Origin of the sequence: Neobacillus drentensis, from assembly GCF_036965645.1 — a bacterium.
GTDB classification, from domain to species: domain Bacteria; phylum Bacillota; class Bacilli; order Bacillales; family Cytobacillaceae; genus Neobacillus; species Neobacillus drentensis_D.
In genome coordinates this window covers 1-12792 of the sequence record NZ_JBALPZ010000028.1, presented here as the reverse complement: position 1 = coordinate 12792, position 12792 = coordinate 1, and the positions used below count along the sequence as shown (strand labels likewise).

The 12792-nt window shown below is 39.4% G+C and carries 7 protein-coding genes, 13 tRNA genes and 1 rRNA gene; 1 reads left to right on the top strand and 20 read right to left on the bottom strand.

Annotation, left to right across the window (positions count from 1 at the left end):
• Position 1: 1 nt before the first annotated feature.
• A complete protein-coding gene (locus V7266_RS04960) occupies positions 2-1402 on the bottom strand; it encodes an isochorismate synthase (RefSeq protein ID WP_335466293.1) in 1401 nt (466 codons plus the stop codon).
• Positions 1403-1745: 343 nt separating this feature from the next.
• Between V7266_RS04960 and V7266_RS04955 the strand changes: the two genes are divergently transcribed.
• A complete protein-coding gene (locus V7266_RS04955) occupies positions 1746-2684 on the top strand; it encodes a 1,4-dihydroxy-2-naphthoate polyprenyltransferase (protein ID WP_335466292.1) in 939 nt (312 codons plus the stop codon).
• A gap of 196 nt (positions 2685-2880) precedes the next feature.
• Here V7266_RS04955 and V7266_RS04950 read toward each other — a convergent pair whose 3' ends face one another.
• The 19 genes from V7266_RS04950 to rrf all read right to left on the bottom strand — a co-directional run bounded on the left by V7266_RS04950 (position 2881) and on the right by rrf (position 12643).
• Complete coding sequence (locus V7266_RS04950; protein ID WP_335466290.1) at positions 2881-5277, bottom strand: glycogen/starch/alpha-glucan phosphorylase; 2397 nt, start codon at positions 5275-5277, stop codon at positions 2881-2883.
• Positions 5267-6718 carry a glycogen synthase GlgA gene (gene glgA, locus V7266_RS04945; protein WP_335466288.1) on the bottom strand — a complete coding sequence of 484 codons (1452 nt, stop codon included), beginning with the start codon at positions 6716-6718 and terminating at the stop codon, positions 5267-5269. Before glgA ends, V7266_RS04950 begins: the two co-directional genes overlap by 11 nt.
• Positions 6715-7746: a sugar phosphate nucleotidyltransferase gene (locus tag V7266_RS04940; protein WP_335466286.1), complete on the bottom strand. Its 1032-nt coding sequence runs from the start codon at positions 7744-7746 to the stop codon at positions 6715-6717. The genes glgA and V7266_RS04940 overlap by 4 nt, the downstream gene beginning before the upstream one ends.
• Before the next feature lie 49 nt (positions 7747-7795).
• On the bottom strand, positions 7796-8941 hold the full coding sequence (locus V7266_RS04935) for a glucose-1-phosphate adenylyltransferase (protein ID WP_335466284.1): 1146 nt from the start codon (positions 8939-8941) through the stop codon (positions 7796-7798).
• Complete coding sequence (gene glgB, locus V7266_RS04930; protein ID WP_335466283.1) at positions 8892-10832, bottom strand: 1,4-alpha-glucan branching protein GlgB; 1941 nt, start codon at positions 10830-10832, stop codon at positions 8892-8894. The genes V7266_RS04935 and glgB overlap by 50 nt, the downstream gene beginning before the upstream one ends.
• Before the next feature lie 502 nt (positions 10833-11334).
• Positions 11335-11406 (bottom strand) — tRNA-Glu (locus V7266_RS04925).
• 10 nt (positions 11407-11416) lie between these two features.
• Positions 11417-11507: transfer RNA gene (locus V7266_RS04920), tRNA-Ser, on the bottom strand.
• An 11-nt stretch (positions 11508-11518) separates the two neighbouring features.
• Positions 11519-11593 (bottom strand) — tRNA-Asn (locus V7266_RS04915).
• A gap of 34 nt (positions 11594-11627) precedes the next feature.
• Positions 11628-11704: transfer RNA gene (locus V7266_RS04910), tRNA-Ile, on the bottom strand.
• A gap of 6 nt (positions 11705-11710) precedes the next feature.
• Positions 11711-11784, bottom strand: a tRNA-Gly gene (locus tag V7266_RS04905).
• A 13-nt stretch (positions 11785-11797) separates the two neighbouring features.
• A tRNA-His gene (locus tag V7266_RS04900) sits at positions 11798-11873 on the bottom strand.
• A gap of 30 nt (positions 11874-11903) precedes the next feature.
• A tRNA-Phe gene (locus V7266_RS04895) sits at positions 11904-11976 on the bottom strand.
• Positions 11977-11982: 6 nt separating this feature from the next.
• Positions 11983-12059, bottom strand: a tRNA-Asp gene (locus V7266_RS04890).
• 2 nt (positions 12060-12061) lie between these two features.
• Positions 12062-12135, bottom strand: a tRNA-Met gene (locus V7266_RS04885).
• A gap of 24 nt (positions 12136-12159) precedes the next feature.
• Positions 12160-12235, bottom strand: a tRNA-Val gene (locus V7266_RS04880).
• 19 nt (positions 12236-12254) lie between these two features.
• A tRNA-Glu gene (locus tag V7266_RS04875) sits at positions 12255-12329 on the bottom strand.
• Positions 12330-12339: 10 nt separating this feature from the next.
• A tRNA-Ser gene (locus V7266_RS04870) sits at positions 12340-12431 on the bottom strand.
• 7 nt (positions 12432-12438) lie between these two features.
• Positions 12439-12513 (bottom strand) — tRNA-Asn (locus tag V7266_RS04865).
• 14 nt (positions 12514-12527) lie between these two features.
• Positions 12528-12643 (bottom strand): 5S ribosomal RNA (rrf, locus tag V7266_RS04860).
• Positions 12644-12792: the final 149 nt, after the last annotated feature.

Genomic DNA, 12792 nt, shown 5'->3' with positions numbered 1-12792 from the left:
ATTATTTTCCTCCAAGAGCGCGCAGCATTGGTCTAAACTTTAAAGCAGTTTCCAAATACTCATCTTCCGATTTGGAATCGGATACCACACCACACCCGGCAAACAAGGAGACTTCTTTTTTCTGAATAAGCCCAGAGCGGATAGCCACCGCGAATTCACCATTTTGCTGATAATCAACCCATCCAAGCGGACCGCCAAATAACCCTCGATCCATTCCTTCTACTTCTCTTATCTTTTCTACCGCTGAAGTCTTGGGAAGTCCCCCAAGTGCAGGTGTGGGATGAAGCTTTTCTACAAGCAGCAAAAGGGATGTGTTTGGACCGCACTTCCCAATGACAGGTGTATAAAGGTGCTGAATATCCCTCATTTTCATTAATTGCGGTTTCTGAGGTAAGATTACCTCTTTACACGATTGCCCAAGTGCTTCCTTAATCATCTCGACTACATAACCATGTTCAATGAGATTTTTTTGATCGGCTAAAAGAGTTTCTCCTAATACCTGATCTTCCTCTTCCGTATTACCACGAGAAATCGAACCTGCCAAACAGGTTGAATAGACTTCATCGCCTTGTTTCTTTATTAGCCGTTCCGGTGAGGCCCCAATAAAGCAATCTCCATTCGATTCAAAAGCAAAAATATAGCTAGCCGGCTGCTGTGTATATAAATTCTCTAGGACTGTTTCCGCTTCAACATCCGAACTAAACGCTAATCTTAGCTCACGAGCAAGGACTACTTTCTTCAATGGACCTTTTGTTAATTCTTTCACAACTTTGTCAACCGTCTGCTTCCATCTTTCAGGAAGAATTTCATCCTTCCTAATTAATGAGGGAGATTTTGTACTAATCCTGCTTCTTAATGAATCAAGCAATTTGTTTCTTTCTTCCAAACTCTTGCTATATAGTGTTAAATCATCATTTGGTGTAAAGATAATATTTGTGGTTAAATAGGTTTCACCACGGACGATACTTAATAAGAATTTGGGTATGTGAAATATAGAATCTGCAAATTTGGACCAAAGATTAGTTTTTTCTTTAAAAGGATCAAATGAAAAGCCTCCAAACATAAGAGGTCCTACACCGTCAACTTTAGATGGATTAAAAATAAAGCTGTCTTTTAAAAAGCTTTTCCATTCTTTTTCAACATGAAAAAAGCGGTCAGCAGACTGATCCGATTGAATTTGCTTTGAAATTCCTATTCCTATTAAAACCATTTCATTAGCCGGGTCTTTCCAAAAAAAACGTTCCCCGCAATAACGGTCTTTTCCAGAATTAAAAAAGGCTAATGGATTAGTCGTGTCCATTTTATGAACTTCACTCATTAAAATGGGCCTGCCTAATTCTCGCGCCCGATTTACCCCTAAAAGACCCCTTTCTTTTATCTCTGTTTCTTGAATGGTAATCAAACAAATCCCTCCAAAACAGCCAATATAACTGTTATCCATTCATCTTTAAGCCTATTCTAAGATACTACTCCCATTGTAAATAAGTCAATAATTGTTGTCTCTACTTATCAGCTTTATTCCTTATTATATAGCAAATTTCCTAAACAAGGTTGAGAACGGTTTTTATACCTTTAGTTTTCCACGAAATGCAGAGAATAATCGAACAGGGATTATCTTCTAGTTTTGAAAACAAAAATTAATTGACACTAAACAGAGGATTCCAATACACTTAGGTGTGGGAATACTACCCTAACATTAATAAAACTAAAAGATATAGAGAAAATTTTTGCAAGGGGGAGAACGTATGCAGTCAAATTTACAACAAAGCTCAAAGCAGGGCATTGAAGCTAACCGCGGTTTTCAAGTTTGGTGGAAAATGACCCGTCCTCATACACTTACAGCATCATTTGTACCAGTTTTACTTGGTACAGCATTAGCTCTTAAGAACGGAAAAGTTCATATTGGTCTTTTTCTTGCCATGCTTGTTGCTAGTATGTTGATTCAAGCGGCTACAAACATGTTTAATGAATACTTTGATTATAAGAGAGGATTGGATACAGAAGAATCAGTAGGAATTGGCGGAACCATTGTTCGGGATGGTATTAAGCCAAAAACGGTCATCAATCTTGCTTTTGGATTTTATCTCATTTCTTTATTCCTTGGTGTATATATTTGTGCCAATAGCAGCTGGTGGTTAGCCATTGTTGGCCTTGTTTGTATGGCGGTTGGCTATTTCTACACTGGGGGTCCTGTTCCGATTGCCTATACACCATTTGGTGAGATTCTTTCAGGATTTTTTATGGGCATGTTGATTATTCTAATTTCATTCTTTATACAAACTGGAACTGTTGATTATTCAAGTATTCTCCTGTCGGTACCTAGCATGGTTTTAGTAGGTATGATTATGCTTTCCAATAACATACGCGATTTAGATGGTGATAAAGAAAATGGCCGTAAAACAGTAGCCATTTTACTAGGAAAAAAGAAGGCTATTTATCTTCTAGCTGGTATGTTTACCTTTTCTTATCTTTGGATTCTGGGACTGATCATTAGTGGTATTGCTCCATTCTGGACTGCCATTGTCATTTTAAGTGTCCCAAAACCAATCAAAGCAATCAAGGGCTTTACTGAGAATAACGTGCCGCTTAAAATGGCACCTGCCATGATTGCAACTGCGCAAACCAATACCATTTTTGGATTCTTGCTCGCAATTGGCATTTTTATTGGCCATTTCTTTTCATAAGAAAAGCGGAAGCGCCTTGTTCAGGGAAAAAGTAGTTCATTTTTTCCTAGGGGCGACAGGCATAAGACGAGCCTTCTTGACGGATTGGCTTATGACCCCGAGCCCCTAGGCGCTGAAGCTAGACAATTTTCAAAGTACAAAACATTATCATATTCATAAGAAATAAAGCTTCTGCCCGATGGCAGAAGCTTTTTTCTTACTTAATAGACTTAATTCCCCAGATATCATCGGCATATTCCCTAATAGTTCGATCACTTGAAAAATAGCCTGCATGAGCAATATTTGCTAAACTCATTTTTTGCCACTCATTTTTATTTGAGAATATTTCACCTATTTGCTCCTGTACTTTAGTATAAGAAGCAAAATCCTTTAAGACAAAATATTGGTCATTTTCCTCAAGCAGTGAATCGAAAATCGGTTCGAATTCATTATTAACACCTGGAAAGAATCCATTTACGAGTTGGTCAACCGCCTGTCTGATTCGATAATCATGATGATAATATTCACGTGAAAGATAGCCGCCATGCTGATAATAATGAAGGACTTCTTCAGCAGTTAAGCCAAATGTAAAGATATTTTCCGGACCCACTAATTCTTTAATTTCTATATTTGCCCCATCCAATGTCCCTACTGTTAAGGCACCATTAATCATAAACTTCATATTTCCGGTACCAGAGGCTTCTTTACTTGCAGTTGAAATTTGTTCACTAATGTCTGAGGCAGGGAAAATTTTCTCTGCGAGCGAAACTCGATAATTTTCAAGGAAAATCACCTTAAGTTTATCGCCAACCCTTGGGTCATTATTGACTTTTTCAGCCACAGTGTTAATTAATTTGATAATTTTTTTTGCATAATAGTAACCAGGAGAAGCCTTTGCACCAAATATAAATACTCTTGGGGCAATCGGATAACTAGCATCTTCTTTGATCCGATTATATAGGTGCATGATGTGTAAAACATTCAGCAGCTGACGCTTGTAGGCATGAAGCCTTTTAACTTGTACGTCAAATATTGCCCCGGTATCAACCTTAACTCCTGTTTTATCTAAAATGATATCCGCAAGCCTCTGTTTATTTTCATTTTTTATGGTTAGAAGCTGATCTAAAAAGGCTGTGTCATTCTGAAATTTAAGCAAATGAGTAAGTTCCTCGGCTGAAGAAGTCCAGGAAGGTCCAATTGCGTCTGTAATAAGACTAGATAAATTTGGATTTGCCTTTAACAGCCAGCGGCGGTATGCAATTCCATTTGTCTTATTATTAAATTTCTCGGGATATAGTTGATAAAATTGATTCATTTCCCGCTTTTTTAATATTTCGGTATGTAGCTTTGCGACACCATTGACACTAAAACTTCCAATAATAGCCAAATGGGCCATTTTCACAAAATTATCAGCTATGATTGCAAGATCACTAATTCTTTGCCAGTCCCCGGGGGTCTGTTTCCAAAGTTCTCGACAGAAACGCTCATTGATCTCTTCTACAATCATATAAATCCGCGGCAGTAAAGGTTGAAAAATATGAATCGGCCATTTCTCAAGCGCCTCTGATAATGTCGTATGATTGGTATAGGAGATAGTATGACTCGTTATCTGCCAAGCCTGTTCCCATTCATATCCTTCCTCATCAATGAGTATCCTCATCAGCTCAGGGATTGCCAATACAGGATGTGTATCATTAATATGAATGCATACATGCTCATGCAGTTGATTTAAGCTGGCATGTTGTTTCCGATAAGTCCTTAATATCGATTGAATACTCGCTGACACTAAAAAGTATTGCTGTTTCAGCCTTAAAATTTTTCCCTCATCATGGGTATCATCAGGGTATAGAAATTCGGAAATGGATTCAGTTTCACGCTTATATTTTAAGATATCCGCATGAATCGGAAATTGAGATGGCTCTGCATTCCACAACCTTAATGTATTAACGGTTTCTGTTTTATAACCAATGACTGGCATGTCATGAGGGACAGCTGTAACCGTTTCAGCATTTAGATGATGAAAGACGAGACGTCCATTCTCCATCCTTGCTTCGACCTTTCCCCAAAACGGAACTTTAACAGCACTGTCAAGTTTACGAATTTCCCAAACATTCCCGCTTCTCAGCCATTGCTCAGGAAGTTCCACTTGATAACCATCGACTATTTTCTGTTCAAATAATCCATGCTTATAGCGAATGCCATGACCGTGTCCCGGCAAATTAAGCGATGCAAGTGAATCCAGAAAACAAGCGGCTAACCTTCCTAAGCCGCCGTTTCCTAACCCTGCATCACTTTCTAATTCCTCAAGCTCATCGAGGTCAATTCCTAATTCCTTAAGTCCTGTCTGTACTGTTTCTTCAACGCCTAAATTTATTAAATTCTGACGCAGCAACTTACCTAATAAATATTCAATGGAAAGATAGTAAACCTGTTTTCCTTTGGCTGCAAGATATTGTTCATTTGTGGTAATCCAGTCATTGCTCACAAATTCCCGAATCATGCTGCCTAGGGTTTGATACTGGTCCCGTGCTGAACTTTCAGAAAAGCTCTTCCCACAAAGCATCTCAAGTCTTTTTAGGAAGGTCTTCTTAAAACTAGCTTTACTAGAAAACATGAGTTTCACTCCTTGAGACTAGCTCTGCATAAAGCTGGCTATAACTAAATGCTGATTGCGCCCAGCTGTAGTCCTTTTCCATGGCTTGCTTAACAATGGATTCCCAAACTGGTTGATCATGATAAAAGCTTAATGCTCGCTGAACTGTATAAAGCATGTCATGGGCATTAAAGTTTTGGAAGGAGAACCCATTTCCTTTACCCGTAAATTCATTATATGCCTTAACCGTATCATTTAAGCCCCCTGTTTCGCGAACAATAGGTATCGCTCCATATCTCATGGCAATCATCTGTCCAAGGCCGCATGGTTCAAATTGAGAAGGCATTAAAAATAAGTCAGCTGCTGCATAGAGCTTATGGGCAAGTTCCTCGCTAAATCCGGTATAGACTTTTAATTTATCAGGATACACCCGTGCTGCTTGGCGTAGATATTCCTCATACTCATAATCACCTGTTCCTAAAATAACGACCTGAACATCCTCTTGCAAAATTTCCCGGAGAACACACTTTACCAGATCAAGCCCCTTTTGTTTCGTCAGTCTTGTAATCATGACAAGTAAAGGAGTCGCAGTATTCTGAGGGAAACCAAATTGCTTTTGAATCTCCTTTTTGTTAACTGCCTTTTTGGAATAGGTATTCACCTTGTATTTTTGATAGATTAATGGGTCAATGGCTGGATTGTAAAAATCTTCATCAATTCCATTTAGGATACCGATAAGATCCTCTTTTCTTGCTCGTAAGAGTCCATCTAGTTTCTCACCATAAGTCGTGGTTTGAATTTCCTCTTTATAGGTTGGGCTAACGGTCGTGATTTTGTCAGCAGCTACAAGGCCGCCTTTCATAAAATTGACATTCCCAAAAAACTCTAAATGGCCTGATTGGAAGGATTGATAATCCAATCCCAATAAATCCTCCAATACCTCTTTTGGAAAGATCCCTTGAAACTGAAGATTATGGATGGTAAACACAGTTTTTATCAAACCATACCCTTTTCGCTTGTAGTATTCTGTTCTTAAAAGGTAAGGAATCATGGCTGTATGCCAATCGTGACAATGCAGGACATCGGGATAAAAGTCTAATTCTGCGATTGCCTCAAGAATTGCCCGGTTTAAATAGGCAAATCTTTCTCCATCATCAAAATAACCGTACAGACCTTCTCTTTTAAAATAGTATTCGTTATCAACGAAATAATAGGTAATCCCTTGGTGTGTAAGCTCTTCAATACCACAATATTGATTTCTCCAGCCTACAGAAACCGTAAATTCTTTGATTTTTTTCATTTTTTGTTTGTACTCTTCCGAAATAGTTCCATATTTCGGAAGAATTACTCTGACATCTGTACCAAGGCTCTTGAGTTCTTTTGGAAGTGATCCGGCAACATCAGCTAGTCCCCCAGACTTGGCGAATGGGCCACATTCCGATACAGCAAATAAGATTTTCACGAATTCATCAGCGCTCCTTGTTTCGTTCCTTTACGGATCACGTAAGGGGCATGCGCAGTTCCTGCTAAATAAGTTCCTGCCTCCACCTTAACATCCTTGTCTAAAATAACCGAATCTAAATAACAGTTCTCCTCGATTTGGCACTTTTGCATAATAATGCAGTTCTTAATCACTGCCCCTTTGCCAATTTTCACCCCACGGGCGATAATACTGTTTTCAACCGATCCGCTAATGTGACAGCCGTTTGCAATCATCGCATTTTTCACCACGGACTCTTGCACATACTTAGTAGGCGGTTCATCTTTTACTTTTGTAATAATAGGCTGGTCTTTTAAAAATAATTGCTTCCATACCTTTGGTTCGAGCAATTTCATACTGGTAGAGAAATAGGTGTCAATTGAATCTATTGTGACGGCATAGCCGTTATATTCATAGTGACAAATCGAATACGCTGCATTTAGGTCTGTTACAACATCCTTCATACAGGTGTAACCTGTCTCATGTCTTGTTTCAATTAATTGGATCAGCAGTGAAGTTTTAATTAGATACATTTCCATCGAACGTCCATCTGGGTGACGTATTTCAGTGATATCGCATTTTGCCTCATTATGCCACTCTAAGATTGGCCTAAGGTTCATATTAACAATCGTGTTACAGTTAGAGATAATAGCATATTCTTGGCTGCTTCGGTAAAAATAATCCATATTAGCCGCAAAATGTTCAAACGAACCAATTTTATTACCATCACTTTCTACAATCGGGGATGGGAAAAAGAAAAGTCCATCACGCTTACGATTTAAATCCCAATTTTTTCCCGAACCTAAATGATCCATGAGGGAACGGTATTGCATCTTTGGAAAGATTGCCACACTTCGTATACCTGAATTGACCATACTTGAAAGAATAAAGTCGATAATACGGTAGCGTCCCCCAAATGGCAATGCTGCGAGTGAGCGGTGGATTACTAAATCCTCCAAATCTTCGTGGTAGGTTGTTGCATCAATTACGCCTAATAGCTTTCTTTTCACTCCAAATTCCCTCCTGAATTTTCTATTAATTAACCAACCTTTTTTTATACTATATGGCTGGATAAAGACCGCTTAACATCTCTTCCGTTACGAGGATGATTTCATCATCAAGGGAGCGAATCACAGTCCCGTCTGGTATTTTAACCTCACCAGGTACAATTGCTTTTTCAATTAAACAATTTTCACCAATCTCAGCATCTGGCATGATAACGGACTCTTTGATAATCGAGTTTTTACCAATGGTCACACCTTGAAATAACACAGATTTATCTATCTTCCCTTCAATTGTACAGCCCTCATTTATCATAGACTCTCTGACAATGGCATCTGGAGCGATATATTGCGGGGGTTGATTTGGGTTAACGGAATAGATTCTCCAATCATTTTCAAATAAATCTAAATCACAATCTTCTCCCAATAAATCCATATTGGCTTCCCAAAGACTTTGGACTGTTCCAACATCCTTCCAGTACCCTTTAAACGGATAGGCATACAATTTTTTATGTTCGTCTAATAGCAATGGGATGATATCTTTCCCAAAGTCATGACTGGAATTAGGGTCACGTTCATCCATCTCTAAATATTCCTTCAATATGCTCCAGTTGAAAATATAAATGCCCATAGAGGCAAGATTATTTTTTGGATTGCTTGGCTTTTCCTCAAATTCCGTAATTCTCAATTCCTCGTTAGTATTCATAATGCCAAAACGGCTGGCTTCAGCCCATGGAACCTCTATTAAAGAAATTGTAGCATCGGCTCTTTTCTCAATATGATAGTCAAGCATGCTTTCATAGTTCATTTTATAAATATGGTCACCTGAAAGGATTAAAACGTATTCCGGCTGGTATTGCTTTAAATAATTTAAATTTTGAAAAATGGCACTAGCTGTTCCGGTATACCATTTTACCTCTGAAGACTCGGCATATGGAGGCAGAACTGTTACACCTCCGTCTTTACGGTCAAGGTCCCAAGCACTGCCTATACCAATATAGGAATTTAATAAAAGCGGCTGGTATTGGGTTAACACCCCAACAGTATCAATACCAGAGTTCGTACAATTGCTTAATGTAAAGTCGATAATTCGGTATTTCCCCCCAAAAGGTACTGCAGGCTTCGCTAATTCTTTCGTTAGCGAATTAAGTCTGCTACCTTTCCCTCCTGCTAATAACATGGCTACGCACTTTTTCTTTACCATTACCTTTTCTCTCCTTCCGCTTTTTAACTGGCCTTATGATTTGAAAACCGAACGGGGGAATTGCAATCTCAAATGAAGATGGCTGACCATGATAAGGCTCTTCAGATGCTAAAATGGTCTTCTTATTCATTAATCCTGACCCACCGAACTCTTGGTAATCACTATTAAAAATTTCCCGATATTCGCCTGCTTTTGGAGCACCAATCTTATAAACCGGGTACTCGACTCCCGTAAAGTTGCAGATAATAATTAAGGTATCTTCTTCCTTTTTTCCTTTTCTAATAAAGGAAAAGATTGATTGGGTACTGTTGTTAGCATCAATCCACTCAAAACCATCCTGCAAATGATCCAATTCATAAAGTGCCTTTGAGCGTTTATATAATTTAGTTAATAGTTTTACATAGGTGTTTAAATTGCGGTGCATGTCATAATCCAACAAGTTCCAATCAAGCTGTTCTTTATCTTTCCATTCCGCAAATTGGCCTATTTCAAACCCCATAAATAATAATTTTTTCCCAGGGTGAGCAAACATATATCCTAGCAGCAGCCTTAGTTGGGCAAACTTTTCTTCATATTCTCCTGGCATTTTATCTAATAGTGACTTTTTCCCATGAACCACTTCATCATGTGAAAATGGGAGCATAAAGTTTTCATAAAAGGCATATAAAAGTGAAAACGTTACCTTTGAATGGACCTTAGATCGGGAATAAGGCGGTGTTTCCATATACTCAAGCATGTCATTCATCCAGCCCATATTCCATTTGTAGTCAAATCCTAAACCGCCGTAGTGTACTGGCGCTGTTACATGAGGATATTCCGTAGAGTCCTCCCCAATCATGAGAAAATGGGGATCAAAATCATGTACTTCCTTATTTAATTTTTTCAAGAAATTAATTCCAAAGGGATTTTCGCGCTTTCCATTAGTGGTATCCGGCCAATAAATAATATTTGCTACCGCATCCATCCGGAAGCCATCTATGTGGAAGTAATCAATCCAAAACAGCGCATTCGAAATTAAGAAACTTTGAACCTCTCCTTTTCCTAAATCGAAGTTGGCTGTACCCCAAACTCTATTTTCTCTGTCATATTCAGTGCTATATGAATAAATGTGGGTTCCGTCAAATCGATAGAGTCCGTGAGCATCCTTGCAAAAATGGCCTGGGACCCAGTCAAGGATGACACCGATGCCTTGCTGATGGCATTGGTCAACAAAGTATTTAAAATCATCAGGTGTGCCATATCTGGACGTTACAGAGTAATATCCAGTACCCTGATAGCCCCATGAGGCGTCCAGCGGGTGCTCAATGATTGGTAAAAGTTCTATATGGGTAAATCCATGTTCTATTACATAAGGGATAAGTTCTGCTGCAAGTTCCTTATAGGTTAAGTAACTACCATCCTCCTTTTTCTTCCAAGATCCTGTATGGACTTCATAAATAACGGCTGGCTCTGATAGAACATTCTTCTTCTCTTTACGATTCTGCCAGTGACTATCCTGCCAGTCATAATCTTTTAATGAATATACAATGGAAGCGGTGTTGGGCCTTAATTCTGAATAAAATGCAAACGGGTCAGCTTTAAGGAGCTTCTCACCTGTAGATGTAATAATCTCATACTTATAAATGCAGCCATCTAGATCTTGATTTATAACAATAATCCAGACCCCTTCATTATTTACCTTTTGCAGTTCATATCCTTCACCATTCCAGTTATTAAAATTTCCCGTGAGCCGTACCTTTAAGGCATTAGGAGCCCATACGCAAAATCGTGTATAGACTTTATCGGAATCTTTAAAGATATGAGCGCCAAAAAGCTGATGACTCTGGAAGAAGCTGCCTTCATGAAACAAATGCAGCTGATAATCTGTCGGAAATAGTGTATTCACCGTCATGGCTCTCCTCATCTCATTGAAAATATGTATTTCTCTGACCAATTATAATTGGAAAAATCACATATGCCTCATAAAACTTTTTTATCTTTTCTGACATTAACTGATTAATCACGTCATAATATATCAATACCCGACAACATACGACACTAAACTACAAAAAATCCTTCGATATTCGACAATAATCTAGTATCTTTTTTAAATTATTTTTCAAATATATGAGTTGAAAAGCTATTTTTTTAATAATAAAAGTCGCAGTTAAAAGGTTAAAAAAAAAACCCAAATGTAAACGTTATCAATACTTATTGAAATAATCTAGCGTGGTACAAATTATTTTAATATAATGAATAAAAAGGATTTACTAATGATGATTACAGCGGGGATCAGAACCAGAATTACTTTTAATAGTCCTTTTTACACCTGGGTGGCTGCTGGAGAAGTATTGAAGTGGTAAGAATAAAAGTGCACAAAAAAACTGATAACAAAAGTTATCAGTTTTTTTGTATGACCCCTACGGGATTCGAACCCGTGTTACCGCCGTGAAAGGGCGGTGTCTTAACCGCTTGACCAAGGGGCCGATTATTTTATGGCGGAGAAGGAGGGATTTGAACCCTCGCGCCGGTTACCCGACCTACACCCTTAGCAGGGGCGCCTCTTCAGCCACTTGAGTACTTCCCCATAAAATAAAATGGCTCCGCAGGTAGGACTCGAACCTACGACCGATCGGTTAACAGCCGATAGCTCTACCACTGAGCTACTGCGGAATAGTTGTAAGTTATTTGATTTTAGCAATAAATATGGTGGGCCTAAATGGACTCGAACCATCGACCTCACGCTTATCAGGCGTGCGCTCTAACCAGCTGAGCTATAGGCCCATATATTGGAGCGGGTGATGGGAATCGAACCCACTACATCAGCTTGGAAGGCTGAGGTTTTACCAGTAAACTACACCCGCAATTTTTTAAAAATGGGGCGGCTGATGGGAATCGAACCCACGAATGCCTGAACCACAATCAGGTGCGTTAACCACTTCGCCACAGCCGCCATAACTATTTAATTATTTAATACAAAAGGTGGCTCAGGACGGAATCGAACCGCCGACACAAGGATTTTCAGTCCTTTGCTCTACCGACTGAGCTACTGAGCCATCATATGGCGGTCTGGACGGGACTCGAACCCGCGACCTCCTGCGTGACAGGCAGGCATTCTAACCAACTGAACTACCAGACCAATTGCGGGGACAGGATTTGAACCTGCGACCTTCGGGTTATGAGCCCGACGAGCTACCGGACTGCTCCACCCCGCGATAATAATAATAATTAAAATATAATGGTGGAGGATGACGGGATCGAACCGCCGACCCTCTGCTTGTAAGGCAGATGCTCTCCCAGCTGAGCTAATCCTCCAGATTTAACGAAAAAACTTTGGTGACCCCTACGGGATTCGAACCCGTGTTACCGCCGTGAAAGGGCGGTGTCTTAACCGCTTGACCAAGGGGCCAGATTTATTATGGCGGAGAGCAAGGGATTTGAACCCTTGAGACAGGGTTACCCGCCTACACGATTTCCAATCGTGCTCCTTCGGCCACTCGGACAGCTCTCCATAAAAATGGCTCCGCAGGTAGGACTCGAACCTACGACCGATCGGTTAACAGCCGATAGCTCTACCACTGAGCTACTGCGGAATAATAATAGTACAGCCTGGCAACGTCCTACTCTCACAGGGACAAAGTCCCAACTACCATCGGCGCTGAGAAGCTTAACTTCCGTGTTCGGTATGGGAACGGGTGTGACCTTCTCGCCTTAATTACCAGACTATTTATTGGACACTATTTTATTATAATGTTTTTTTTATATTTTGCAAGAGAAATTTTTATTTTTTTTCATTCTCTCAAAACTAGATAATGTAGAAGAAATATTGTAAAAACGAGTTCGCTTTATAAACTATGGTTAAGTCCTCGATC

Coding starts and splice junctions, on each gene's coding strand:
- V7266_RS04955 (WP_335466292.1), top strand. CDS start 1,746: ATGCAGTCAAATTTACAACAAAGCTCAAAGCAGGGCATTGAAGCTAAC.
- V7266_RS04950 (WP_335466290.1), bottom strand. CDS start 5,277: ATGTTTTCTAGTAAAGCTAGTTTTAAGAAGACCTTCCTAAAAAGACTT.
- V7266_RS04935 (WP_335466284.1), bottom strand. CDS start 8,941: ATGGTAAAGAAAAAGTGCGTAGCCATGTTATTAGCAGGAGGGAAAGGT.
- glgB (WP_335466283.1), bottom strand. CDS start 10,832: ATGACGGTGAATACACTATTTCCGACAGATTATCAGCTGCATTTGTTT.